This window comes from Phenylobacterium sp. (genome assembly GCF_020402505.1).
In the GTDB taxonomy this organism is placed as follows: domain Bacteria; phylum Pseudomonadota; class Alphaproteobacteria; order Caulobacterales; family Caulobacteraceae; genus Phenylobacterium.
The window spans coordinates 1-25,450 of the sequence record NZ_JADBZL010000186.1 but is presented as its reverse complement, the minus strand read 5'-3'; the positions used below and the strand labels follow the sequence as shown (position 1 = coordinate 25,450).

The following is a 25,450-nucleotide window of genomic DNA, read 5'->3' as shown; positions in this document are numbered from 1 at the left end:
CGCTACGGCCTCATCCGCAACCTCGGCAGCTTCAACATCCTGACCGTGGCCTTCCATGAATGGATCGCCATTGGCCGGGACCTTGCGTCGGCCCGGTCGCTGCGGGAGGTCGGCGGATACCTCTTCGGCCCTCCGGGCTGGAGCCCCGACGGCAGCCGGGACACCAGCAAGAGCCTGAGGGCCCGCTGGGCCGCCCGCCAGTCCGCCGCCACCACCCCGGCCGAGTAGGTTAGAGCCGAACCAGCATCTTTCCCGCATTGCGGCCCTCGAACAGGCCGATCAAAGCCTCCGGCGCGCGCTCGAAACCCTCAAGCACGGTCTCCTGGTAGCGGATCTGGCCCGACTTCAGCCAGCCGGTCATGTCGGACTGGAACTGCTCCTGCAGGTGGGGGAAGTCGGAGGCGACAAAGCCCTCCATCCGCATCCGCCCGTAGATCAGGACCGACAGGTTCCGCACGCCCTCGCGGTCGCCGTTGTAGGTCGAGATCATGCCGCAGACGGCGATCCGGCCGCGCAGGTTCATGCAGGCGAGAGCGGCGTCGAGGTGCGCCCCGCCGACGTTCTCGAAGTAGACGTCGATCCCCTTGGGCGCGGCGGCCTTCAGGGCGGTGCGCAGGTTCTCGGAGCGATAGTTGATGGCCGCGTCGAGGCCCGCCTCCTCCAGGAGCCAGCGCTTCTTTTCGTCCGAGCCCGTGGAGCCGATCACATAGCAGCCCTTGATCCGGGCGATCTGCGCGGCGACCGAACCTACAGCGCCGGCGGCGGTGGAGACGAACACCTGTTCGCCGTCCTTCAGGGCGCCCGTCTCCAGGAGGCCGCCATAGGCCGTGATCCCGGTGCCGCCCAGGGCGTGCATGTAGACGCTGAGGGGCAGGTCCGGGTCCGGGGCGAGGACCTGGACGCCACGACCGTCGCTGTTGAACCGCTCAGAAAAGCCCTGGCCATGCCGGACAAGATCCCCCTCCCGGAACTTCGGGTTGCGAGACTGCACCACACGCCCGATCCCGCCGCCGGCCATAGCCTCGCCCAGCTTCTGGTCGCCGTCGAGGCGCGGACGCATGTAGGGGTCCACCGAGAGGATCAAACCCTCGACCTGGATTTCGCCCTCGCCGGCGTCTGGAACCCGGGCTTCGACGACGGCGAAGTCCTCGGCAACCGGAACCCCGCTGGGGCGGCGGACGAGATGAACCTGGCGGGCGATGGTCATGGGCGTTTCCTCTGTTTGAAACCTCGATAGGCGAGGGGCGGCCCCCGGCCAAGCGCGAAAGGGTCAGTCCGCCAGAGGTCCGTCGATCCGGCGCAGGAATCGAAGCTTGCCTCCGGCGAGAACCTCGATCTCGAACCAGGCGTACTCGCCCTCGAAGTCCGGGACATCGGCGGGATCGAGAAACCGATGGGGCCGGTCCCTCGATGCGGCCCGGATCATGAGGTAGAGCGGCTGGCCATCGAGGTCGCGTCGGCGATGCAGCTGGCGTCGGATGCGGCGCAAGGGTTCCTCCCGGAAGGGAAGGAACAAAAACAGAACATCATGACGTGCGCCAGCGCGGTCTTCAGTCCCTGAGCAGGGGCAGGGACAGGCCGGAGGCGGGCCGGGCGGAGAGGGTCTCCCGGCGGAACCGAAACAGCTCTGCAGGCCGTCCGCCGGTCTCCTGGTCGAGGCGACCCAGCCCCTCGACCAGGCCTGAGCGCTCCAGCGCCCGGCGGAAATTCTGCTTGTGCAAGGCAACCCCTGCGACCGCCTCAACCGCCCGTTGCAGGGCTGAAAGGGTAAAGGCCTCCGGCATCATCTCGAAGATGACCGGTCGGTACTTCAGCTTGCCCCGAAGCCGTGAGAGGGCGGTGGCGAGAATCCGCCGGTGGTCCGAGAGCATGGGCTCGCCCAAGGCCGGGCCAAGCCGGGCGATGGCAGGGTCCGGCGCTTCGCCTCGGTCCCGCGCCGCCTCCGGCGCCAGCCCCGCCTCATAGAGCAGTTCGTAGCGCTCAAGGACCCGCTCCTCATTCCATGGCGCATCGTCCAGGGCAAACAGCAGGCGCGCGCGCGCCAGGCGGGTTGCGTTCTGTCCCGCCCAGTTGCGGAGCGCCGGCTCTATACTGACCAGGGCCTCGGGTCGTCCCTCACGCCAGTCTTCCCAGGGGAAGAAGCCGGTGAAGGTCGACCAGGAGGCGCCCTGCTGGGCCGCCGTGTCCGCGCGGGCGGTCAGGCCCAGATAGCCGACGGAGATGACCCTCGCCGCCGCCGAGCCGTCCACGGCGGCCAGGGGGGCGTCCCGGCCCTTGTCGCCGAAGGTGTAGAGTTGCTCCACATAGCCGGGGTCAAAGCCCGTCTGCGCCGAGACGAAGGACCTGAGAGCGATCTCGAAGGTGCGGTCGGCCTCGGGATCGAAGGGTCCGAAGGGCAGGGCGGCCGGTTGGTCCGATGAGCGAACCGTCAGCATGCGGGCCTCGCCCTCGGAAACCGCGGCGACCACCGCCGAAAGACCGATGACGATACGCTGGGGCATGGACTAGCCCGCCTGGCGGTGCGGAGCCGCCGCTCCGAACCCGGCCGCTTCGGACAGGAAATGGAAACGCTCCACATAGAGGGCCTGGGCTGGGGCCGGGGCCAGCGGCTCGATCTCGATGGCGTAGCCGGGGGGCGGGGCGCCGAACAGGGTGACGGATTCCTCCCACCCGAAACCCGCCAGCTGGACGGCCTCGAAGAAGGCGCAAACCCTGTCGGCGGTCTTGATCAGCTTGCGGATATCGGCGGGCGTCCGGGCGGGCAGACCGAACCGAATGTGGATGGCCTGCTCCAGCCGGTGCTCGATCGCCTTGTAATCGTACCCCAGGGCCGCCTTGAAGGGACTGATCATGTCCCCGATGACGTACTCGGAGGCGTCGTGCAGGAGGGCCGCCAGCCGCCAGCGCGGGTCGAGGTCCGGGCGAAGGTGAAGGCAGATCTCCTCGACCACCAGGGAGTGCTGGGCCACCGAGAAGGCATGGTCGCCGGTAGTCTGGCCGTTCCATCGCGCCACCCGGGCGAGGCCATGGGCGATGTCTTCGATCTCGATGTCGAGGGGGGAAGGGTCCAGAAGGTCCAGGCGGCGTCCCGACAGCATGCGCTGCCAGGCCCGCGGAGGGCTTGCAGCGGCGCGCTTCAATGCAGATCTCCGATGCCGATCATGGCCGACAGGTGCACCGGGGCTTGAGAAAGATCAATGACGGTGCGCAGGCTGTCAGCCTAGGGTCCACAGGAACCAGGGAGAAGCTTCATGAGCTGGGCGAGGGTGATGGCGCCGCTGGCGGGCGCCGAGGGTGACGCCGCCGTCCTGTCCGCCGCCGTGAAGGCGGCGGGCCCCTTTGAGGCGGAGGTTTCCGCGGTCTTCGCGCCGGCGGACGTGGCCGACATCATGCCCTGGCTGGGCGAGGGTTATCTCGGCGGCATCCAGACTACGGCCATCGAGACCCTCAGGCAGGCCGCAGCCACTGGAGAGGCCCGATCGAGGGCCGCCTACGAGGCTTGCGATTACGCCAAGAAGACCTTCGTCGCCCTTCAAAGCCCGGTGTGGGCGGCGCTGTCAGCGGAGGCGCGGCTATCGGACCTGGTGATCTTCGGGGATGACCCGGCGCGGGGGCGCGGTCCCCTGGCCGAGTGCTTCCAGCAGATCGTCGCCGACGAACAAAGGCCTGTGCTGATCGCCCGCAGGGGCTTCGAGGCCGGGGGCGTAGTCGCCGTGGCCTGGGATGGCGGCAAGGAGGCCAGCCGCGCGGCGCGACTCGCCCTGCCTTTGCTCGAGAAGGCCTCCCGGGTGGTGTTGCTCGCCGCGCCCCGGGCGACCTCCCGGCATTTTGATCCGGCCAGGCTCCAGGCCTATTACGCCGCCCGCGGGGTCCAGGCGGAGATCGAGATTCTGGGCGACAAGGGCGAGGCCGCCAGCCTGCTGCTTGGAGCCGTCAAAAGGGTGGGCGCCAACCTGCTGGTCGCGGGAGCCTTTGGTCACCCCAGGTTGCAGGAATTCATCTTCGGAGGTACCACCCGATCGCTGCTTGCGGCGGAAGCGCCGTCACTCTTCCTGTCCCACTAGAGGTTTCGCGCATGTCCCTGTCGCGCATCGTCATGCGGCTCGCCCGCAATCCCGGTTCCGAGTTCGGCGGTGACGACCGCCGAGGCTACACCCTTACCGCGCCGCTCACCGGAGAGGGCCTGCTGGACGCAGAGACCTTTTCGAAGGTGCGTGCGGACTGTTCCGTCCGCCGTTTCGCCCCGGACGAAGATCCCGTAATCGGCCGCCTGGCGCGCCGGGGCCAGAACTGGTTCTTCGACTACGACTCGGACTCCAGCGACGATGACGAGCCGGTTCACCGTCTCGGTGATCATCGTTTCGTGGTCGGTGAGTACGTCACCGTGACGGATGAGGACGGCCAACCCCTGACCTACAAGATCGTCGAGGTCCAGAAGGCCTGAGCCTTCACGGAAGGTCCGGAAATGCAAACGCCCCGGTCGTCAGGCCGGGGCGTCTTCCATTCAGGGCTGCGCCGCCCTTACAGGCCGGGGCTTTACTGGCCGGGGCGGGGAGGGCCGCTTTCGCGACGGGCCAGGAAGGCCAGGCGTTCGAACAGCTGGACGTCCTGCTCGTTCTTCAGGAGTGCGCCGTGCAGGGGCGGGATCAGCTTGGTGGGATCGCGCTCCTTCAGCATCTCGTCGCTGATGTCCTCCACCATGAGGAGCTTCAGCCAGTCGAGCAGCTCGGAGGTGGAGGGCTTCTTTTTCAGGCCCGGCACCTTGCGCATGTCGTAGAAAATCCGCAGGGCCTCGGAGACCAGCTTCTGCTTGATGCCCGGATAGTGGACCTCAACGATGTCATTCATCGTCTCGGCCTCGGGGAAGCGGATGTAGTGGAAAAAGCAGCGGCGCAGAAAGGCGTCCGGCAGCTCCTTCTCGTTGTTGGAGGTGATGATCACCACGGGCCGGATCTCGGCGCGGATCGTCTCGTTGGTCTCGTAGACGTAGAACTCCATCCGATCGAGCTCCTGCAGGAGGTCGTTCGGGAATTCGATGTCCGCCTTGTCGATCTCGTCGATCAACAGGACCGGGCGCTTGGGGGCGGTGAAGGCCTCCCAGAGCTTGCCCTTCTTGATGTAGTTGCGGACGTCCTTGACCCGCTCGTCGCCCAGCTGGCTGTCCCTCAGGCGGGTGACGGCGTCGTACTCGTAGAGGCCCTGGTGCGCCTTGGTCGTGGACTTGATGTGCCAGGTGATCAGTTCCGCGTCGAGGGCCTTGGCGACCTCATAGGCCAGCACGGTCTTGCCGGTGCCGGGTTCGCCCTTGATCAGCAGGGGTCGCTCAAGGGCGATCGCGGCGTTGACGGCCACCTTGAGATCGTCGGTGGCGACATAATTGTCGGTGCCTTCAAAACGCTGGCTCATCTGGGCTCCCCGAAAACGCCGGCCCTTTGGACGGACGCCCGAAAAAATGTTTCAAACCTGCGGGCACACTAAAGGCTGGACGGCGACATTCAAGCCGCTTCGTCCCTGCAGCCGACCTGCGCGTCAGACCCGCCGGCCGAATTCGCGGGCGAGGTCCCCGGCGACCCGATCCATCACCGGTCCCCATTCGGCAAAGGCGGCGGGCTGGTAGAGCCGGACCTGGGGGTACCACGGGTATCTATCGGTTCCGAGGGCGGTCCAGGCGCCCTTGGCGGCGATCATCCAGGCGGGCGCGCCTGCGGCGGCGGCGAGGTTGAAGCTGGCGTTGGAGAAGCCGATCACAAGGTCAAGCGCGCTGGAAAGGGCGGTCAGGTCATCGAGGTCCTGCATCAGATCGATTTCCGCAGGGTTCCAGATCTCGACGCCGAACTGATCCCGGGCCATAGCCAACTCCGCAGCGCAATCGCCGTACTGGAGGTTTACGAAGCTCACCCCTGGGGTGCGCAGCACCGGCGCCCAGGAATCAAAGGGTGAGAAGAAGGCTTGCCGCCTGCCGGCGAGAATGGCGCTTTTCCAAAGCAGGCCGACCCGGGGCCCAGGCAGCGCCCCTTCCAGAACCCGCCGCCAGTGAGCTACCCTTTCTGGGTCTGGTTTCAAGAATCCGCCGCCAGTTGCAAAGGACTGTATGGTCGGACGGAGCTCCTGGAGCAGAGAGGCGATCGGGGTCCAGAGATCGCAGCCTCCTTCAGGGAGCCAAGGAACGGCTCGCACCCCGCGCCCGCTCACCTCGCCCATTTGGTGCGGACCTACCCGGACGTTCGGGAAGCTTCGCGACATCAGATCGACCAGCCGGGGCTCTACGGCGAGAATGAGCTCGCTGGTAGGGCTGAGCCGCTCGATGACCTCGGGAAGAATCCCAGCGAACATGACCTCGTCGCCCAGGCCCTGCTCGCCGAGGATCAGGAGCCGGCGACCAGTTATGTCCAGGCCGGGTCGCCAAGCCGCCTCGGTTCGGACATTGCGGACAAAGCCCGTCCAATCGGGATTGTTGCGGTATTCGTAGCACCTCCAACCTTCCTCGAGATCACCGAGCGCCAGGCAGGCCAGGGCGCGATTGAAGGCGGCCATTGCCATTCCGGGCGCCAACCGCAGCGCTTCCACAAATAGGAGGTTCGCGGTCTCGGGGTCCCCTGTTTCCAATACAAGGCTAGCTAGGGTGTTGAGGAGATTGGGGTGACCATGCTGCCTCTCCAGGAAGGTCCGCAAGACGTCGATGGCTTCTTCGATCCTGCCCTGGGCGGCCAGGGCGATCGCCAGGTTGTTCGTTCCCTCGGGGTTCCCCGGGTCTGAGTCCAAGACCGCCCGGATCAGTCTCTCGGCAATGTCGTTCAGGCCCATGGTCAGGGCCAGACGGCTCAGATTGAGCGGCACGATCAGGTTTCCGGGAAGCAGGGCCAAAGCCGCCTCGTAGCAGGATAGGGCGGTAGGGAAGTCCTTTCGGGCCTCATGAGAAATCGCCAGCACATGCCAGGCTTGGCCATTCCGCTCATCTGCATTGAGGACCTTGAGACAGAGCGCCGCGGTCTCTTCAAAGTCGCGACGTCCGAGCGCAGCAATGGCCAGGGCCAGGTCTGCCGCCTCCGACCCCTTCCCCTCGGCGATCTGGCTTACGGTCTCACCGAGCATGTCGTCGGAGCCGCTGGAGCCCATGACGGCAAGGCCCGGAAGACCGCCCCCCCGAGAGTCACCCCCCCGAGCGGTCATTTGTCTCGTCTTCCGGAGCGCGACCCGACCGACCCGCCGACGCCGAATTCCGCCCTGAGATCAGCGGCGATTTTCGCCATCACCGGCTCCCACTCCGCGTAGGCGGCGGTTTGGTAAAGTCGCACCTGCGGATACCAAGGGTAACGATCCGTCCCAAGGGTCGTCCATGCGCCCTTGGCGGCGATCAGCCAGGCGGGCGCGCCCGCGGCGGCGGCGAGGTTGAAAGTCGCATTTGAGAATCCGATCACAAGGTCAAGCGCGCAGGACAGGGCGGTCACGTCGTCCAGGTCCTGCTTGAGGTCGATACCCGGCGGGCTCCAGATCTCGACGCCGTAACGTTCCCGCGCCAGCTGCAGCTCCGCCTCGCAGTCGTCGTACTGAAGGTTCACGAAAGTGACGCCGGGCGTCCGAAGGACTGGCTCCCAGGCATCGAAGGGCGAGAAGAAGCGGTTTCGTCCTCCTTTGAGAACTGCGCTCTTCCAGAGTAAGCCTACCTTGGGCCTGGTCGGTGCGGCGTCCAGTATCTCGCGCCAGTAGGCGACCCGCTCCGGGGCCGGCTGGAGATACCCCGTCCTCTGTGGGAAGTCTTCCGCCCAGCTGCGGAACTGACCGAGAAGCGAGGCCATCGGCGACCAGCACCCGACCTCAATCTCACCTGCTTCCAAAGCTGGAACCAGTCTCACGGTTCGGCCGGCAGCGCTGACCGTCCTGTGGGTCTCAACCCGCACGGTCGGAAAACTCCTGGACATGAGCGGCGCCAGCCTGGGTTCGATCGCCAGCGTCAGTCGCCCCTCCGGCCCGAGGCTCTCCAGCACATCGGGGAGGATGTTCGCAAACATAACCTCGTCTCCGAGGCCCTGCTCGCCGACGAGCAGAAGCGACGCGCCCGCCAAGGGCGCGCCCTGCTCCCACTTTGGTTTCTTGATTGCGAAATAGACGGCTTCGGGGAAGTGGATATCATTGCGGACTTCGTAGTTCCTCCAACCCTCCGTAATGCGACCGGTGGCCAGCTGGGCCAGACCCCTGGTTACGGTCATCATGGCCTTCTCATCGGCGGCGAGGGGCCGCTTCAGGGCGCTCTCAAACTCTCTGAGCGCTGAGCGAGGATCGCCTGTGTCAAACCACAGGGAACCGAGATTGTAGCGAGCTCTGGCGAGGCGGGGGCTTAGACGAAGCGCCTCCCTGTAGAACATCTTGGCATTCTCGATGTCACCCTCTTCCAGCACCATGCTCGCCAGGCTGTTCCAAAGGTTGGCGTATGTCGGGTGCCGGGAGATGAAGTCCTTGAGCAGAGAAATGGCCTGTTGATTATGGCCCTGCGAGGCCATCGCGAGCGCCAGATTATTGATACCTTCCGGGTCATTGGGTTTCCGCGACAGAAAGTGAAGGAACAGTTGTTCCGCTATCGGGTGCATACCCATTCTTATGGCCAGCCGCCCAAGGTTGAGCAGGATGTCAGGGTCGTCGGGGAGGAGCTTCAGCGCCGCTTCATAGCAGCTCAGCGAAGTGTTGAAGTCCCCGCAGGCCTCCTGTGCGACCGCCAGAATATGCCAGCCAATTCCGCTGCGTTCGTCAATCTCCAGTGCTTCCAGCGCCAGGGCCGCAGCTTTCTCTGGTTCATGCGCCTTGATGTGCACGACGGCGCGCTCAAGGAGCGGGACCACACGACGGTTTTTCTGTTCAGCGAGCCCCTCGCTCAACAGCTTGAGGGCGTCAGACGAGGCGCTTGAGCCCATCAGGTCGGCGGCGCCTCCGCGCCCTTGCCCGCCCACCGGCGTCTTGTAAGCTTCTGGCATTGTGCCGCCCCGGAGAAAGCTGCAAAAATCTTGAATAGGGAACGGTTAATGCACCGCTAACCGTGATTTGCCATTCAATAAGGATATCGTTAACCAATGATGGCCTACTCGGATGTCCTCATCCGGCGCGCCGCTCTGGTCCCACTCGGAGAGTCCGTATCGTGCCCCTCAAGCTATCACTGAAGCCCGGTGAAAAGTTTGTTCTCAATGGCGCTGTCGTTCAGAACGGCGACAGGCGAGGCGTACTGGTTCTCCAAAACAAGGCGTCCGTCCTTAGGGAGAAAGATATTCTCCAGCCAGAAGATGTAAATACGCCTTCTCGTAGGATATACTTTCAGGTCATGTTGATGTACATTGACCCGGGCGAAGCTGAAAAATACTACGATGAATTTGTCTGCCGGATGAGCGAATTCATGGATGCTATCCGGAACCCGGAGATTCTCTCCGAGTGCGTGACGGTATCGCGTTGCTGTCTGCAGCGTGATTACTATAAGGCTCTCCTGAGCTGCCGGAAGCTCATCGCATACGAGGATATGAGGTTGCGGAATGACCCTGCGGGCCTATCAGCAGACAGCGATTAGCGCCGAGAGCCCGAGAGACGCCGAGTTTCGTCTGTTCTCGCAGGTGACCCGCGCCCTCGTGGACGCCTCCCGTCTCGACCCGAAAGACCTCTCTGGCCGGGTTGACGCCCTCGACTGGAACCGTCGCCTCTGGTCCACCCTTGCTTTGGACTGCAGCGACCCCGGAAACCAGCTCCCCAAAGAACTCAGGGCCAGCATCATTTCCCTGTCCATCTGGGTCAACAAGTACACCAGTGAGGTGATCCGCGGCAAAGAGGACATCCAGGACCTGATCGACCTCAACCGCACGATCATGCAGGGTCTCAGCGCCAGGAACGGGTCTTCGACCTGATTCCCCAAGAGAGTTCGGAGCCTGAGGGTCGCATGAAACGCATTCTGGTCACCGGCGGGGCCGGTTTCATCGGCTCGCATCTCTGCGAGCGGCTGATCGACGAGGGGCACGAAGTGCTCTGCGTCGACAATTTCTACACCGGCGCCCGACGCAATGTAGCGCATCTCCTCGGCAATCCGGCCTTCGAGCTCCTGCGTCACGACGTGACCTTTCCGCTGTTTGCGGAGATCGACGAGATCTACAATCTGGCCTGCCCGGCCTCGCCGGTGCACTATCAGTTTGATCCGGTCCAGACGACCAAGACCTCGGTTCACGGCGCCATCAACATGCTGGGGCTCGCCAAACGCCGGCGGGCCCGCATCTTTCAGGCCTCCACCAGCGAGGTCTATGGTGACCCGGCGATTCATCCGCAGACGGAGGACTACTGGGGCAATGTGAACCCGATCGGCCTCCGGTCCTGTTACGACGAGGGCAAGCGGTGCGCCGAGACCCTGTTCTTTGACTACCACCGCCAGCATGGGCTGAAGATCAAGGTCGCCCGGATCTTCAACACCTACGGTCCGCGCATGCATCCCAATGACGGCCGGGTGGTGTCCAATTTCATCGTTCAGGCGCTCAGGGGCGAGGACATCACCCTATATGGGGAGGGTCTCCAGACCCGGTCCTTCTGCTTCGTCGATGACCTGGTCGAGGGCGTCCTGCGGCTGATGAAGACGCCTGACGCGGTCACCGGCCCGGTCAACCTCGGCAATCCGGGAGAATTCACCATCCGGGCCCTGGCGGAGCGGGTCATCGCCCTGACGGGATCCCCCTCCCGGCTGGTGCACATGCCGCTGCCCTCGGACGATCCCCGACAGCGGCGCCCGGACATCGGCCTGGCCAGCAGGCTGCTGGACTGGAAGCCCACGATCGAACTGGACGAGGGACTGACGCGCACCATCGCCTATTTCGACAACCTGCTCGCCGGAGAGCGGGGTGAGATATCAAAGTGATGAAGCTTGTTTGCCCGGCGTCGGGTTGGGGGAACGGGGTTGCGAAACGCCAACCTCTGCGCCGGGAGATCCCGGATGAAGCCCCACGAAGTATATCCATCTGAAGCCGGCGGGCCAGGTTGGGCGGGCGCCGCCAGGACCCTCGCGCGGCGCCTGGGACGAATTTGCCGGGCTGGCCCGGCAAGAGTTGCCGATGGCTCGGCGCCTTCTGCCGGCCATTCACATGCTTAATTCCAAGTTAATTCAATAAAACCAGATAGTTATGGAGCGCCAAGGGCGCCTGACGTCTGGCTCAGTCCTTGCTAGACTACCCCCGGAGCAAAACGCTCCCCGCCATCAGTAGGATGGTTGGACATCCAGAAAGAAGGTTAGCAGAATGGCTGCAAGCATTAACACCAATTACGCCGCTATGTTGGCGGCGCAGAACGTGAACGCCACGACCGAGATGCTCAGTGGGGTTCAGCAACGTATCGCCACGGGCTTGAAGGTCTCGTCCGCGAAGGATAACGGGGCCATCTACGGCATCGCCCTGCGCCAGCAGGCCACCTCCCAATCTCTGAACGCGGTGCGGGAATCCCTTCAGCGGGCCCAGTCCGTCACCGACGTCTCACTCGCAGCCGGCGAAACCATCACCGACCTGCTGGTGCAGATGAAGGAAAAGGCGCTTGCGGCGATCGACACCACGATCTCCGCCACCGACCGGCAGGCCCTGGCCACCGATTTCGCTGCGCTTCGGACCCAGATCAATACCGCCGCCAACAACTCGGGCTTCAACGGCGCCTCCTTGATCAGTAACACGGCGGTCGCAATCCAGGCTCTGGCGGACGATACCGGAACAAGAGTGATCTCGATTCAGGTGCAGAGGCTTTTCCTCGGCTCCACCAATATGGCCGTGACGACGACGACCTCGCTCGGTACGACTGCGCAAGCTTCGAACGCTCTGTCCCTGGTCAACCGGTCGATCACTCAAGTGGCGCTGTCGCTCTCCCGGATCGGTACGGGCTCGAAGGCGCTTGCGAACCACACCGTGTTCATCAACAAGCTGCAGGACGCCATCGACGCGGGCGTGGGTAACATCATTGACGCCGACATGGCCAAGGAAGCCTCCAGGCTCCAGTCTGTCCAGGCCAAGCAGCAGCTGGGCTTCCAGGCTCTGGCCATCGCCAACCAGGGTCCTTCCAATCTGTTGAGTCTCTTCCGATAGAGGACGGGTCGCGCGTCGCTTTGGTGACGCGCGGCGGGTTCGGGGCGGCGCTCAACGCCGCCCCGGACGCCGTCATGGATCCCATGGCCCTTCGGCATCGGGGGCGGTTCACATGGACAACAAGATCAACGCCGCGCCGTCGACCGCAGACCCTGTGAAGGGTAATCTGCAGCCACCCGTGGCCAAACCAACAGCAGACAAGGCGGAGTTGTTCGTTCCCAGGTACGAACCCTCGCCAGCCTCCGAGCGCCGGCTGGTCATCGAACCGTCAGGCGGATCCTATGTCTACAAGATCATCGATCGCAAGACCGGGGAGGTGATCTGGCAGTATCCTCTGGAAGAAGTCGTGAGGAGGCGTAACGAAGGGTCGTACGCTGCGGGAGACATCATCCGTACCTCGGTCTGACCTTCGGCCTGTTCAGGTTGTCGCCAGAGATCTCTGAGCCGCTCCGGGAAACCGGGGGCGGTTTTTTCATACGTGCGTTAACGCCTTGCTAACCATGTCTTGGGAGAACGGGACTGCCCAGAAGGGCGCAGATCCGGCGGGTCGCGCAACTGAAGCGCGTCGCTCAGTCGCCAAGGAGGCGGACATGTCGCTGACGATCGTAACCAACAAGGCGGCGATGACCTCCTTGCAGAACCTGAACGTGACGACGGGCAATCTCGAGGAGGTCCAGAGCCGGCTCGGGACGGGGCTCAGGATCGCCACATCGAAGGACAATTCCGCCATCTGGGCCATTGCTCAGAACCAAAGGGCCGATATGGGTGGCCTTGCCGCTGTGAGGCTGGGACTCGACAGAGCCCAGTCCATCGGCGACACCGCCCTGTCGGCGGGGCAGTCAGTCGCCGAACTGCTTGTCAAGATGAAGGAGAGGGTGGTCGCGGCGCAGGATACCTCGATCAACAGCGTTTCTCGTCAGTCTCTGGAGGAGGACTTCAAGGCGCTCCTAAAGCAGGTTGCTCAGGTAGTCCGGGACGCCGCCTTTGATGGCACCAAGTTGTTGGATAACTCCGTACCGGGCGGGGTCCGGTTCCTTGCCGACGCGGAGGGAAGCTCCTTCATCACCCTTTCCAACCAGGATCTCCGCCTGGGCCAGGCGATCATTACCTTGTCATTGGGTTCCTCGATCCTGACCCTGACCGCTGCTGCGGGGTCCCTGAGCCTGCTGAACGCCTCGATCGACAATGTCAGCCTGGCCCTCGCGGAGATGGGCGCGCAGCTGAAGCAGCTGGAGCAGCACAATACCTTTGTCGGCAAGTTGAACGACTCCGTGGAGGCGGGCGTCGGCAACCTGGTGGACGCCGACCTCGCAAAGGAGAGTGCTCGTCTTCAGGCCTTGACCGTTCATCAGCAGCTGGGCGCCCAGGCCCTGGCTATCGCCAACCAGGCTCCCCAGATCATTCTCTCGCTCTTCCGCTGAAACCCAGTGACTTCCTAGTATTTTAGTAGTAAGTTGAAACCGTCAGGCGAGTTTTCATCGTCGGAAGGTTTGCATCTTGAGCTTGATCGGAAGTCTGTCCTCGTCTCCACAGTTCTCGCTTCCGCAGTCGGGTAGCGTTCCTGCTCGTCGCTATGCGCCCACGGCGCCCTGGTCGCGTGCGGCCCAGCCTAACCTGGCCAACGATGCCGGTCTCCTTTCCAGGGCCGCCAAGGAGGCGCTGCGGGGCGCGAGTTTCATCAACGAGGGCGCCGCGAAGCTGGACCTTCCGAATGCCAGCAATGACTACAAGAAGCTCTTTGCCCTGTACGGCGGCCTCAAGACCTTGTCTCAGCTTACGGAGGACGCCCAGTCAAAGACGATCTCCAAGACCGCTGCAGCTGAACTGAACAGAGTCTTCCAGAAGGGGGTCGCTGAGGTTGTCGGCTATGCTAGATCCGCACAGTTCGAAGGGGTAAGGCTATCCCTCGGCGAGGTCAGCACCTCCGCCAGAGCGACATCCGTCGCCCGATCGGCGGCTTCCGCCTACCAGACGCCCCCCCTGGTGGCGACGGATCAGAACGCGGTGTCTGACGCCCTGCAGGGCGACGTGAAGTTCACCATGTCGATCGTTCGCGGCAATGTGACCAAGATCATCAATGTCGACTTGGCCTCTGTGGCTCCGGCCGACCGGACTCTGCCCAACTTCGTGAACCTGGTGAACACGCAGCTTCAGGCGGAGGGGCTGACGACCCGGTTTGAGACCAAGCGGGTTCCGGGGCAGGAGCGCACCATAACGGCGGGTGGGAAGACGATATCCCTCGGCAGGGACCCCGACTCCTGGGCCCTCAATCTGAAGCTCGACACCGCAGAGAAGGTGACCCTGATCCCGGTGACGACGGTTCCGGCGGTCTACATCGCCCAGAAGGCGGGTAACCCGGACCCGGACGGAAAGCCGGCCACCAAAGACGGCGTGCTCACCAACCAGTTCCTCAAATTCCAGACGGGGCCTGACACCCTGTCGCCCCCGAACGTGCTTCAGTCTCCGCAGGGACTTGTCGAGGGCCAGGTCTGGTCTCGGACGATCGATTCCGCCCTGACGTCCGTCCGCTCCATGAAGACCCTGGCGGACGGCTCCGTACTTATCCTGTCCGACGTGACCGGTGAGTCGACAGGACAGCAGATTCGGGGCGAGCGGGACGTCGTCCTGCAGAAGTTCGACTCCGCCGGCAAACTGCTCTTCTCCCGCGACCTTGGAGCCTCCGACGAAGCCTTTGGCATGTCCATGGCCGTCGCCGCTGACGGTCGGATCGCCATCGCCGGCAAGGTGAAGGGAGTGCTCGAAGGCGCAAAAACGGGGCCTATCTCAGAGACCAAAGGAGACGTCACCGACAGCTTCGTCACAGTCTTCAATGCAGCGGGCGAGGAGGTCTGGACCCAGCGTCGAGGGTCCGTTGGAGACGATGAGGCGACCCACCTGGCCTGGGATTCCAGCGGCAAGCTCTACGTGGCCGGGAATACCAGCGCCGGCCGAGGCGGCCAGGCGGGGATCGGACAGTCAGACGTCTTCCTGGAGCGATACGAGACGGTCAATAACAACAATGTGATCTACTCCGCCTCAACCGTTGTCGGCGGTGTGGGCAAGGACCTCGCCCGCGGGCTCTTCATCAATGGCTCGGATCTCTATCTGGCGTCGAATGACGGCGGGTCCGGCGTCATAAGGCGGTTTGATCTGTCCACGGGCTCGCCTGTTCTTCAGGCGACGCGCGATCTGGGCAGTCTGGAGGGCGGTGATCTGACCGGGCTGGGCATCGCCAATGGTCGATTGATCGTGGCCGGCAACACGGGTGGCGGAAACATCAACGTCGGCAACATCGTGAGCGCCTATTCAGGGGGTCGGGACGGCTTCGTCGCGCGCATGTCCGACTCCTTAAGCGTTTCCGCTGAGGATCGCCTGACCTATTATGGCGGGACAAGCGAAGACGTCATCACTGGAGTGTCCATTCAGAATGACCGGGTCTTCGTGACCGGGACCAGCAAGGGCAACCTTCCGTCCCTGAACCAGATCGCGACCATCGACGGCTTTGTGGCTGAGATAGATCCGGTCAGCGGCGGGACCCCGTGGTCGCGTCGTTTCACCGGCAAGGACGGCATAGTCGCACCCTCGGCCATCGCCGTGGACACCGCCGGCGCCAGCGTCCTGGATCGCCTGGGCCTGCCCACCGGAACTCTGAACGTTGCCGACTCCATTCGGCTGGATGCGATCAGCTCCATCCGGACGGGGGACCAGTTGAAGGTGCGCAAGAGCCTGAACGGTCAGACGACCACCATCACAGTGAAGGAGGGAGACACCCTCACCACGCTTGCGGACCGGATGAAGCGGGCCCTCGGATCCCAGGCCGATGTCCGCGTCATGACCGTTGAAGGGGGTCGCCGTCTCCAGATCAAGCCCGCCTCCGACCGGAATGTGATCGAATTGGTCGCCGGTCCCGAGGGCAAGGACGCCCTCTCGGCCTTGGGCCTGAAGGAGGGTGTGCTCCGCGCGACCGACATCGAAAAGGGTGGGAAGATCGTACCTGCGGACGGCGGCAGCCCCATCTTCGGGCTCAGGATGAACACCAAGATCAATTTGGACAATCTGGTAGAGATCCGACACGCCGCCGCCGAGCTGGCCGGCGCCATCAGTGAATTGCACTCAGTGTACCGGGAGTTGAAGGACGCCTCCACGCCGGCCGCGGTGAAGGCGGCTGAGGCGGCGAGGGCGTCGGGAAAACAGCAGGTTCCGCTCTACCTCCAGAAGCAGATCGCCAACTACCAGCGAGGCCTGGACAAACTCACCGGCGTCAGCTGATGTCCGCCTTGCATCCAGGCCGGCCAGCCTCTAGCGAAAGGCCATGGATTCCCATCCGGACCCGAAGTCCAGACGACCCATACTGATCGGCGCCATCGTCGCCCTCGCCGCAGGGCTGGCGTCCGCGCTGCTCCTTCTCATCCTCGGGCGTCCGGGAGAGGGGCCCCCGCCCGCTTCAGAGGGCGGCCTGGTGGTCGAAGCTGGTCCCCGAACAGAGGCCCGCCTGGTCCCGGGCGTCCCGCTTCGCTGCTACGTTGCGGGCAAGCTCGTCGGCGATCTTCCCCTTGAGGAATGCGCCCGGCGCAACGGAGTCGCCTCCGGCGCCCTCGACGTGGGCATCGATGCCTCCGGGGCCCTTGGCGCCGGCGCCGGGGCCGGCGTCCTGACGCCTTTGCCGCCGGTGGAGAGCCCGGCGCCCGTCGAGGTGATCCGCCCGGCTGTGCCCGCCGCCCCCGCGGCTGCAGAGCCGGCATCGGCGCCCCTCGCCGCCTGCTGGCGGTACGCCGGTCCGGACTGGCGGCGGCTGTCCGGTGAAATATCCCAGACCGCCTGCGTCATGGCCCTCTTTTCCGGTCGGTGCGAGCGCCCGGGTGAGGCGGCCTACGGGCGTTGGGGAGGGCAGACCCTCAGGCTCGTGCCGGGACGCGTGGAGGTCTCGTCCGACAATCGCACCTTCCGTCCCCTGATGGAGCAGGGCGCAAATTGCGGGTTTGTACAGGGCGGCTGACCCCCCGGAAACGGGGCTCGCGAAAGGGCCGCGGGAGTTGTAGTCTGGAACCTATGCGCACGCCTCTGATCTTCCTCGCCCTGGCGGCGGGTTTCGTCCTTCAGGCCTGTTCCCGGCAGATTGAACCGCCGGGAACCCCGGGCGCCTGCTACCACGTCCAGCCGACCAAGGAGGGTCTGAAGTTCAACCGCCTTCCCTCTGCCCAGCCCAGCCTTGAGCACTGTGCGGCCGCCCTTGAGGCGATGCGCATCCGTTTTCTCAGAATGGGCGGCAACCAGACGGAGATCGCCGGCGCCTACCAGAGCAACTTCCTCTTCCTGGTGTCGGCGGGCATCTACACCTCGACCTCCTGGGAGGGGGCCCGGTTCCTGGCGCTTGTCAGGTCCGGGGACGGACGGCTCGTGCTCCCGGGCGCCATGCCCGTGAGCCCCGAACCCTAAATTCCCCTGTGGATGAGGGGGAGAAAACAGAACATATATAGAACATTTTGCATTGCCGCGCGCCTGACCGTCGGCTAGTTTTCAACCGGGCCTTGGCCCGCACCTACGGAAGCTGATGGAGAATCGCATGGCGGGCAGCGTGAACAAGGTCATCCTGGTGGGAAATCTCGGCGCCGACCCCGAGATCCGAAGCCTGAATTCCGGTGACCGGGTCGCCAATCTGCGGGTGGCCACATCCGAGACCTGGCGCGACCGCGCCACCGGCGAACGCAAGGAGAAGACCGAGTGGCACCGGGTGGTCATCTTTAACGACAACCTCGTCAAGGTCGCCGAGAATTACTTGCGCAAGGGTTCCAAGGTTTACATCGAGGGCGCCCTGCAAACCCGAAAGTGGTCCGACGCCTCGGGGCAGGAGAAGTTCTCAACGGAGGTCGTCCTCCAGAAGTTCCGGGGCGAACTGACCATGCTGGACGGTCGCGGCGACGATGCCGGCGGGCGTGAGAGCGGCGGCGATTATGGCGGCGGATTCCAGTCCGGGGCCCGGGCCCAGCCCTCGGGTCCGCGCGAGGATTTCTCCGCGGATCTGGACGACGAAATCCCCTTCTGAGCCGGGCGGCTCGCCCGCGATCAGGATGGCGGCGGGCGGCTTCTCCGCCTGCCGTCTGGTTGGCCCGCAGCTCTGAAAATGGTAAGGAAAATCAGGTGAATTCCTGCCTGATTCTAAGGGCCTTACCCCCCATTGAGCACCACCGGTTCCCCCCCGTCCGAGGACGGCCGCGCGCCCGGCGTGGCGCCGATCACCATCGAGGACGAGCTTCGCCGCTCCTACCTCGACTACGCCATGAGCGTGATCGTCAGCCGCGCCCTTCCGGACGTCCGTGACGGCCTGAAGCCGGTCCACCGGCGGATTCTGTTCTCGATGAACGACCTGGGCATGAGCCCGGACCGGCCCTATTCCAAGTCCGCTCGTGTGGTTGGCGACGTCCTGGCCCGACTTCACCCCCATGGCGACCAGTCCGTCTATGACGCCCTCGTGAGGATGGCGCAGCCCTTCTCCATGGGTCTCCTTCTGGTGGATGGCCAAGGCAACTTCGGCTCCGTCGACGGCGATCCTCCGGCGCAGATGCGCTACACCGAGTGCCGGATGACCCGGGCGGCTACGGCTCTGCTTGCCGACCTCGACCTTGATACGGTCGACTTCAAGGACAACTACGACGGCAAGGAAAAGGAGCCGGTCGTCCTGCCGTCCCGAATCCCGAACCTGCTGGTCAACGGGGCCGGCGGCATCGCCGTGGGCATGGCGACGAACATCCCTCCCCACAACCTGGGTGAGATCATCGACGCCGCCCTGGCGCTGATCGAGCGACCGGACATCCCCCTAGACGAACTCCTGGATATCGTTCCGGGTCCCGACTTCCCGACCGGCGGCGAGATCATGGGCCGATCCGCCTCCCGGACCGCGCTGATGACCGGACGTGGCTCCGTGGTGATGCGCGGTACGGCCGCCATCGAGCAGATCCGCAAGGAGCGCGAGGCGATCGTCATCACCGCCATCCCCTATCAGGTGAACAAGGCGGTCCTGGTCGAGCGGATTGCGGAACTCGTGCGTGACAAGCGGATTGAGGGCGTGGCGGACCTGCGCGACGAGAGCGACCGTCAGGGTATGCGGGTCGTCGTCGAGCTCAAGCGCGACGCCTCGGCCGACGTCGTGCTGAACCAGCTCTATCGCTTCACGCCCTTGCAGACCTCCTTCGGCGTCAACATGCTGGCCCTCAATCGCGGGCGGCCTGAACTGATGGGCCTGCGCGAGATGCTGCAGGCCTTCGTCGACTTCCGAGAGGAAGTGGTCCTCAGGCGAACCCGGCACGAGTTGGCCCGGTCCCGGGATCGCGGACATGTCCTGGTCGGTCTGGCCATCGCCGTGGCCAACATCGACGAGTTCATTCAGATCATCCGCTCATCCAAGGACCCTTCCGAGGCGCGCGAGCGCCTGGTGGCGCGGGACTGGCCGGCGGGTGACATGCTGCCCCTGGTGGAGCTGATCGCCGATCCCCGCACCCTGGTGGTGGACGGGAACAAGATTCGCCTGACCGAAGACCAGGCGCGGGCCATCCTCGCCCTGACCCTGTCCCGCCTGACCGGCCTCGGCCGAGACGAAATCTTCGAGGAGGCCGGCGAATTGACGGGAGGCATCTCAGGCCTTCTGGCGATCCTGGAGTCCCGCGAGCTGCTCATGAGCATCGTCCGCGACGAGCTGGTGCAGGTGAAGACCGACTTCGCCATTCCCCGCCGTACCGAAATCGTCGATGGCGGCGGCGACCTGGAGGACGAGGACCTCATCGCCCGGGAGGCCATGGTGATCACGGTCACCCATGGCGGCTACGTCAAGCGCACCCCCCTCGTTACCTACCGGACCCAGCATCGGGGCGGCCGGGGACGGTCGGGCATGGCGACCAAGGAGGAAGACGCCGTCATCCGGGTGATCTCGGCCTCCACACATGCGCCCATGCTGTTCTTCTCTTCCGGCGGTAAGGTCTACAAGCTCAAGGTCTGGCGCCTGCCGGTCGGAGCACCCACAGCGCGGGGCAAGGCCTTCGTCAACCTCTTCCCGATCGAACCGGGCGAGACCATGACCTCCATTCTCACCCTCCCGGAGGATGAGACCGAATGGAACGGCCTGGATGTCATGTTCGCCACCCGGTCGGGGAATGTACGTCGCAACCGCCTGACGGACTTCGTGCAGATCAACCGCAACGGCAAGATCGCCATGAAGCTCGACGAGGGGGACTCCATCGTCGGCGTCGCCCTCTGCAAGGCGGATGAGAACGACATCCTCCTCACTACAGCCCTCGGGCGCTGCATCCGGTTCGCTGTCGACGAGGTCCGCGTCTTCGCCGGTCGGGACTCCACCGGCGTCCGCGGCGTCCGCCTTGCCGAGGGGGACGAGGTCATCTCCATGGCCATCCTCAGGGCAGTGGACGCGACCGCCGAGGAGCGGGCGGCCTATGTGCGTCACGCCAACGCCATGCGCCGTGCGGCGACAGGTGAGGGCGCGGACGCCGAAGACGTGTCGACCGTCGAGGAGGATGTCGAGGATGAGGCGATGTCGAGCCTGACCGCCCTCAGCCCTGAGCGGATCGCAGAGCTCGGGGCCGCCGAGGAGCAGATCCTCACCGTTTCAAGCGAAGGCTTCGGAAAGCGGTCCTCCGCCTACGAGTTTCGCCGCACGGGCCGGGGTGGACAGGGCCTCCTTGCCCAGGACCTTTCGCGCCGCGGCGGTCGCCTGACGGCCTCCTTCCCGGTCGAGGAACATGACGAAATCCTTCTCGTCACGGACCAGGGCCAGCTGATCCGTACGCCTGTCACCCAGATTCGGGTGGTGGGCCGCAACAGCCAGGGCGTAATCATCTTCCGCACAGCAGAGGGCGAGCAGGTCGTTTCCGTAGAGCGCCTTGCCGATCCCGCAGGAGCCTCCGAGGAGGAGGCGGAGGGTTCCGACCCGGGCGTCTGAGGCGATCCCCGGACCGGAGCGCCGGCAAATTTGTTCTTGCCAGACCCCGCCAACCCGGCGAAAGGCGAGGGCGGGTTCAAGTTGGGGACACCTTGATGGCGAAGCGCGTGGGTCTTTATCCGGGCACGTTCGATCCAATTCACAATGGCCACACCGACATCATCGGACGGGCGGTAAAGCTCGTGGACCGTCTGGTCCTTGGGGTCGCCATCAACACCGGCAAGGGCCCGATGTTTACCCTCGAGGAGAGGGTCGCCATCGTCGAGGCGGAGGCTGCAGCTCTGACCGGCGGTGCGGAGATTGTCGTCCAGCCCTTCGAGGGCCTGACCATGCACTTCGCCCGGGAAGTCGGCGCCAACGTCATTGTGCGAGGCCTGAGGGCTGTGGCGGACTTCGAGTTTGAGTTTCAGATGACGGCCATGAACCAGCAACTCGACCGTGAGATCGAGACCGTCTTCCTGATGGCCGATCCGCGCCACCAGGCGATCGCCTCCAAGCTGGTCAAAGAAATCGTCACCCTGGGCGGCGACGTCACCAAGTTCGTCAGCCCTCGGGTCAAGGAAGCGCTTCTCTCCAAGGTCGGCCGTTGATCCGCCTGGCTCCCGCGGTCCCTGCCGCCCTGCTCCTCCTGGCGGGCGGATCTGCGCCCGTCTGGGCGGCCCAGAAGCCCGCACCCGACGCTCCAGCGCCCCAGGCTGTCGCCGCGCCGACGGCTGCGGACTGGCGAACCCCTGACCCTCAGGACATCCTTGTCATCGACACCAACAAGGGTCGGATTCTTGTGGAACTGGCCCCCCTGGCCGCCCCGAACCATGTGGCGCGCCTGCGGGAACTGACCCGCAAGGGATTGTACGACGGTCGCAGCTTCTTCCGGGTGATCGACGCCTTTATGGCCCAGACCGGAGACCCGGAGGACCGGGGGACCGGGGGCAGCGACCTGCCGGACCTCGCCGCCGAGTTCACGTTCAGGCGGGGGGCGGAGACGCCCTTCGTCCGCGTCGCCGATCAGACCGTGGCCGAGATCGGCTTCATCGGCTCCCTTCCCGTCATGACCCAGAGCTCCCAGCTCATGCCGTTGACCGCAGACGGTCGTGTATCCGGCTGGGCGCTGTTCTGTCCCGGGGTGGCGGGCATGGCCCGCGGCGGAGCGCCGGACAGCGCCAACAGCCAGTTCTTCCTGATGCGTCAGGCCTACCCCTCCCTGGAGAAGCGCTACACCGCCTTCGGGCGCGTCATCTCCGGGCTCGAAGTCGTCCGCGCCATCAAGACCGGCGAGCCGGTCGATCCCCCCCAGGACGTCATGACCCGCGTCCAGGTCCTGGCGGATATGCCCGCATCCTCCCGCCCGAAAGTACGTGTGATCGAGACTCGCGGCGCCTGGTTCGCCGCTGAGATCGCCCGCGTCAGGGCCAGTCTCGGCGCGGATTTCACAGCCTGCGCCATCAGCATTCCCTCGGAGGTGAAGTAATGGATCCTGAGAATACCCTGCTGATCGATACCGAGACCGGTCGGGTCACTATCCGCCTCCGTCCGGATCTGGCCCCCCAGCATGTCGACCGGATCAAGGAGCTGGCCCGGGAAGGCTTCTACGACGGCGTCGCCTTCCACCGGGTGATCCCCGGCTTCATGGCCCAGGGAGGGTGCCCGAATGGCACCGGAACGGGTGGCTCATCCAAGCCCAACCTGCCGGCGGAATTCTCACGGGAGCCGCATGTCCGCGGCGTCTGCTCCATGGCCAGGACAAACAATCCGAATTCGGCGAACAGTCAGTTCTTCATCTGCTTCGACGACGCCACCTTCCTTGATGGCCAGTACACCGTCTGGGGCGAGGTGACCGGGGGAATGGAGCACATCGACGCCCTGCCCAAGGGCGAGCCGCCGCGCACGCCTGGCAAGATCGTCTCGATGAAGGTCGCCGCCGACGCCTGAGGTCGAGCTTGACGCCCGCCGCCCGGCGTGGGCAACAGCGGCGCCATGCAGCTATCGGACTTTGACTTCGAACTTCCGGAAGACCGCATCGCCCTGCGACCCGCAGAGCCGCGCGACTCCGCCCGACTGCTCCAGGTGGCGCCCGGCGGCGTCCTTTCCGATCATCAAGTGCGGGACCTGCCGTCCTTGCTGCGCAGCGGCGACATCCTTGTGGTCAACGAGACCCGGGTGATCCCGGCCCGGCTGAAGGGCCGTCGGATAAGGACGACCTCCGACATCGCCGTCGAGGCCACGCTTCACCATCGGGTGTCCGAGGTGACCTGGCGGGCCTTCATGCGGCCCGGAAAGAAGATCGTCGAAGGAGATGAATTGCGCTTTAGCGACCTTGCCGCCCGTGTTGCGGGGAAGGGTGAGGCCGGCGAATTCACTCTGGACTTCGCCGTTGCCGGGCTGGACCTCGACGCCGCCATCGCCCGGGTCGGAGAGTTGCCCCTGCCCCCCTACATAGCCTCCAGGCGGAAGCAGGACGAGCGTGACCTCATCGACTACCAGACGGTCTACGCCCGGCGCGAGGGCTCGGTGGCGGCGCCAACCGCGGGCCTGCACTTCACGCCTGAGCTGCTCGACAGGCTGCAGGCCTCCGGGATCGGCATGGCGAGGGTCACTCTCCACGTGGGCGCCGGCACCTTCCTGCCTGTGAAGACCGACGACCTATCGCAGCACCGGATGCACGCCGAATGGGGCGAGATCACCCCGGAGACCGCCGACCAGGTCAACGCAGCGCGTGCGGCGGGCGGTCGGGTGATCTGTGTCGGAACAACCTCCCTCCGACTTCTCGAGAGCGCGGCGGAACCCGCCGGCGTCTTGCGCGCCTGGACCGGTGAGACCGATATCTTCATTACGCCCGGCCACCGGTTCCGTATCGCCGACGGACTGATGACCAACTTCCACTTGCCGAAATCAACCCTGTTCATGCTGGTCAGCGCCCTTTCGGGCCTGGAGGTCATGAGGACCGCCTACGCTCACGCCATCGCCAAGGGGTACCGCTTCTACTCCTATGGAGACTCCAGCCTGCTCTGGAGAGTCGATTGAACGCGCTGGCCTTCGACATCGCCGCTACGGACGGTGAAGCCCGCACGGGCGTCCTCAGGACGGCCCGGGGCGACATCCGGACGCCCGCCTTCATGCCCGTGGGGACCGCCGCCACGGTGAAGGGCCTGACCGTTGACCAGGTGCGCGCCACTGGCGCCGACATCATCCTGGGCAATACCTACCACCTCATGCTGAGGCCCGGCCCCGAGCGGCTTCAGCGTCTCGGCGGCCTTCATCGCTTCATGCGCTGGGAGGGGCCGATCCTGACCGATTCCGGAGGCTTCCAGGTCATGTCCCTCTCGGGCATCTCCGAGGTGACCGAGGAGGCGGTGACCTTCCGCAGCCATATCGACGGCTCCCGGCACGTCCTGACCCCCGAGCGTTCCATCGAAATCCAGGCGGACCGGCTGGGCGCCGACATTGTCATGCAGCTGGACCAGTGCGTGTCCTGGCCCGCAGAGGAGGCGGCGGCGGCCGCCGCCATGCGCCTCTCGGATCGCTGGGGGCGGCGGTCGAAGGCCGCCTTTGGCCAGCGCGACCGCCAGGCCCTGTTCGGTATCCAGCAGGGCTCGACCTTCGAGGCTCTTCGCCGGGAGTCCGCTGAGCGCCTGGTCGAGGCCGGCTTTGACGGCTACGCCATCGGCGGTCTGGCCGTCGGGGAGGGCCACGAGGCGATGTGCCGGGTTCTGGACTGTGCGCCCGGCTTCCTGCCTTCAGACCGCCCGCGCTACCTCATGGGCGTGGGCAAACCGTTGGACCTAGTTGAGGCCGTCGCCCGGGGTGTAGACATGTTCGACTGCGTCCTGCCGACCCGCTCCGGCCGTCATGGGCAGGCCTGGACCTGGGCCGGCCCGGTCAACCTTAAGAACGCCCGCTTTGCCGAGGACGACAGCCCCCTGGACGAGACGCTGGATTGCCCCGCCTCCCGGGACTATGCGAAGGCCTATCTCCATCATCTCGTAAAGGCAGAGGAAATCCTCGGTCAGGTCCTGTTGTCCTGGCACAACATCGCCTTCTACCAGTCCCTGATGGCGGCCATGCGGGCGGCGATCGCCGACGGACGGTTCGAGGCCTTCCGGAAAGAATTCCACCTCCGCCTGCAATCGCGCGAATAGGGCGGACTCCAGCCGAGCGGGATCAGAGGGCCTTTCCTCTCTAGGCTCCCGGGCTCCTCGCAAGCGACAGACGCGGTGACGGGATCTTTCCGGAGCGCCCGCCTGAGGGCTTGCGTGACGGCCCGGCGCACGATCCGGCCGGCGCTGAACAGCTGCCGTCCGAATCGAGGCGCCCACAACCGAACCGCAAACAAACACCGTTATGGGTCTCTCCTGATGAATTGCAGGGCGAACGGCGCATCGACGAACCCGTGGGCGGATCATCGTATCCGTCGGCGGGGCTCCGGAAACCT

Annotated in this window: 26 protein-coding genes and 1 pseudogene; 20 read left to right on the top strand and 7 right to left on the bottom strand. The window is 65.0% G+C overall.

The genetic code is table 11. The features are described from left to right. Nucleotides 1–228 (top strand): annotated as a pseudogene (locus tag IM632_RS12795) (sterol desaturase family protein); the annotation flags it as partial. A 1-nt stretch (nucleotide 229) separates the two neighbouring features. Here the strand turns inward: IM632_RS12795 and IM632_RS12790 are convergent. From IM632_RS12790 to IM632_RS12775, 4 genes are all read right to left on the bottom strand, one after another. Beyond that, nucleotides 230–1,207, bottom strand: coding sequence for an NADP-dependent oxidoreductase (locus IM632_RS12790; RefSeq protein ID WP_296499246.1), 978 nt, complete (start codon nucleotides 1,205–1,207; stop codon nucleotides 230–232). 63 nt (nucleotides 1,208–1,270) lie between these two features. Next, complete coding sequence (locus tag IM632_RS12785) at nucleotides 1,271–1,489, bottom strand: hypothetical protein (protein WP_296482461.1); 219 nt, start codon at nucleotides 1,487–1,489, stop codon at nucleotides 1,271–1,273. A 61-nt stretch (nucleotides 1,490–1,550) separates the two neighbouring features. Then, a complete protein-coding gene (locus IM632_RS12780) occupies nucleotides 1,551–2,501 on the bottom strand; it encodes an NAD regulator (RefSeq protein ID WP_296482466.1) in 951 nt (316 codons plus the stop codon). 3 nt (nucleotides 2,502–2,504) lie between these two features. After that, the gene (locus IM632_RS12775; RefSeq protein WP_296482468.1) at nucleotides 2,505–3,098 is read right to left on the bottom strand and encodes an HD family hydrolase; all 594 of its coding nucleotides are present in this window, start codon (nucleotides 3,096–3,098) and stop codon (nucleotides 2,505–2,507) included. Between the two features lie 153 nt (nucleotides 3,099–3,251). On the opposite strand from IM632_RS12775, the gene IM632_RS12770 reads away from it, so the two are divergent. Beyond that, complete coding sequence (locus IM632_RS12770) at nucleotides 3,252–4,064, top strand: universal stress protein (RefSeq protein WP_296499243.1); 813 nt, start codon at nucleotides 3,252–3,254, stop codon at nucleotides 4,062–4,064. 11 nt (nucleotides 4,065–4,075) lie between these two features. After that, nucleotides 4,076–4,444, top strand: a complete 369-nt coding sequence (locus tag IM632_RS12765; RefSeq protein WP_293513932.1) for a hypothetical protein — start codon at nucleotides 4,076–4,078, stop codon at nucleotides 4,442–4,444. Nucleotides 4,445–4,536: 92 nt separating this feature from the next. Here IM632_RS12765 and IM632_RS12760 read toward each other — a convergent pair whose 3' ends face one another. The 3 genes from IM632_RS12760 to IM632_RS12750 form a co-directional block, all read right to left on the bottom strand. Then, a complete protein-coding gene (locus IM632_RS12760; protein WP_293517253.1) occupies nucleotides 4,537–5,406 on the bottom strand; it encodes a MoxR family ATPase in 870 nt (289 codons plus the stop codon). Between the two features lie 123 nt (nucleotides 5,407–5,529). Beyond that, on the bottom strand, nucleotides 5,530–7,170 hold the full coding sequence (locus tag IM632_RS12755; protein WP_296479737.1) for a tetratricopeptide repeat protein: 1,641 nt from the start codon (nucleotides 7,168–7,170) through the stop codon (nucleotides 5,530–5,532). Continuing rightward, on the bottom strand, nucleotides 7,167–8,966 hold the full coding sequence (locus IM632_RS12750; RefSeq protein WP_296479738.1) for a tetratricopeptide repeat protein: 1,800 nt from the start codon (nucleotides 8,964–8,966) through the stop codon (nucleotides 7,167–7,169). Before IM632_RS12750 ends, IM632_RS12755 begins: the two co-directional genes overlap by 4 nt. Nucleotides 8,967–9,127: 161 nt before the next feature. Here IM632_RS12750 and flbT point away from each other — a divergent pair, with 161 nt between their 5' ends. The 17 genes from flbT to IM632_RS12665 all read left to right on the top strand — a co-directional run. Next, nucleotides 9,128–9,547, top strand: a complete 420-nt coding sequence (flbT, locus tag IM632_RS12745; protein WP_296479739.1) for a flagellar biosynthesis repressor FlbT — start codon at nucleotides 9,128–9,130, stop codon at nucleotides 9,545–9,547. After that, entirely contained in the window at nucleotides 9,513–9,878 is a 366-nt protein-coding gene (gene flaF, locus IM632_RS12740; protein ID WP_296479740.1) for a flagellar biosynthesis regulator FlaF, read from the top strand. The genes flbT and flaF overlap by 35 nt, the downstream gene beginning before the upstream one ends. A 32-nt stretch (nucleotides 9,879–9,910) precedes the next feature. After that, on the top strand, nucleotides 9,911–10,870 hold the full coding sequence (locus tag IM632_RS12735; RefSeq protein ID WP_296479741.1) for a UDP-glucuronic acid decarboxylase family protein: 960 nt from the start codon (nucleotides 9,911–9,913) through the stop codon (nucleotides 10,868–10,870). 376 nt (nucleotides 10,871–11,246) lie between these two features. Continuing rightward, nucleotides 11,247–12,074, top strand: a complete 828-nt coding sequence (locus IM632_RS12730; RefSeq protein ID WP_296479742.1) for a flagellin — start codon at nucleotides 11,247–11,249, stop codon at nucleotides 12,072–12,074. A gap of 112 nt (nucleotides 12,075–12,186) precedes the next feature. After that, on the top strand, nucleotides 12,187–12,480 hold the full coding sequence (locus IM632_RS12725) for a hypothetical protein (protein ID WP_296479743.1): 294 nt from the start codon (nucleotides 12,187–12,189) through the stop codon (nucleotides 12,478–12,480). A 184-nt stretch (nucleotides 12,481–12,664) separates the two neighbouring features. Further along, nucleotides 12,665–13,495: a flagellin gene (locus IM632_RS12720; RefSeq protein WP_296499241.1), complete on the top strand. Its 831-nt coding sequence runs from the start codon at nucleotides 12,665–12,667 to the stop codon at nucleotides 13,493–13,495. Between the two features lie 76 nt (nucleotides 13,496–13,571). After that, a complete protein-coding gene (locus IM632_RS12715) occupies nucleotides 13,572–16,343 on the top strand; it encodes a hypothetical protein (protein WP_296479968.1) in 2,772 nt (923 codons plus the stop codon). A 43-nt stretch (nucleotides 16,344–16,386) separates the two neighbouring features. After that, nucleotides 16,387–17,070 carry a hypothetical protein gene (locus tag IM632_RS12710; protein WP_296479969.1) on the top strand — a complete coding sequence of 228 codons (684 nt, stop codon included), beginning with the start codon at nucleotides 16,387–16,389 and terminating at the stop codon, nucleotides 17,068–17,070. Between the two features lie 53 nt (nucleotides 17,071–17,123). Next, entirely contained in the window at nucleotides 17,124–17,510 is a 387-nt protein-coding gene (locus IM632_RS12705; RefSeq protein ID WP_296479970.1) for a hypothetical protein, read from the top strand. Nucleotides 17,511–17,637: 127 nt separating this feature from the next. Continuing rightward, nucleotides 17,638–18,117, top strand: a complete 480-nt coding sequence (gene ssb, locus IM632_RS12700; protein ID WP_293519887.1) for a single-stranded DNA-binding protein — start codon at nucleotides 17,638–17,640, stop codon at nucleotides 18,115–18,117. Between the two features lie 132 nt (nucleotides 18,118–18,249). Beyond that, a complete protein-coding gene (gene gyrA / locus IM632_RS12695; RefSeq protein WP_296479971.1) occupies nucleotides 18,250–21,021 on the top strand; it encodes a DNA gyrase subunit A in 2,772 nt (923 codons plus the stop codon). A gap of 95 nt (nucleotides 21,022–21,116) precedes the next feature. Beyond that, nucleotides 21,117–21,611: a pantetheine-phosphate adenylyltransferase gene (gene coaD / locus IM632_RS12690; protein WP_293511955.1), complete on the top strand. Its 495-nt coding sequence runs from the start codon at nucleotides 21,117–21,119 to the stop codon at nucleotides 21,609–21,611. After that, nucleotides 21,608–22,489, top strand: coding sequence for a peptidylprolyl isomerase (locus IM632_RS12685; protein WP_296479972.1), 882 nt, complete (start codon nucleotides 21,608–21,610; stop codon nucleotides 22,487–22,489). Before coaD ends, IM632_RS12685 begins: the two co-directional genes overlap by 4 nt. Then, nucleotides 22,489–22,950 (top strand): peptidylprolyl isomerase, encoded by a 462-nt coding sequence (locus tag IM632_RS12680; RefSeq protein ID WP_293528473.1) that lies wholly within the window; start codon nucleotides 22,489–22,491, stop codon nucleotides 22,948–22,950. Before IM632_RS12685 ends, IM632_RS12680 begins: the two co-directional genes overlap by 1 nt. Nucleotides 22,951–22,995: 45 nt before the next feature. After that, nucleotides 22,996–24,042 (top strand): tRNA preQ1(34) S-adenosylmethionine ribosyltransferase-isomerase QueA, encoded by a 1,047-nt coding sequence (gene queA / locus IM632_RS12675; protein WP_296479973.1) that lies wholly within the window; start codon nucleotides 22,996–22,998, stop codon nucleotides 24,040–24,042. After that, a complete protein-coding gene (gene tgt, locus IM632_RS12670; RefSeq protein WP_296552419.1) occupies nucleotides 24,039–25,157 on the top strand; it encodes a tRNA guanosine(34) transglycosylase Tgt in 1,119 nt (372 codons plus the stop codon). The genes queA and tgt overlap by 4 nt, the downstream gene beginning before the upstream one ends. 110 nt (nucleotides 25,158–25,267) lie before the next feature. Next, on the top strand, nucleotides 25,268–25,450 hold a 183-nt coding region (locus IM632_RS12665), incomplete at its 3' end, for a hypothetical protein (protein WP_296552418.1).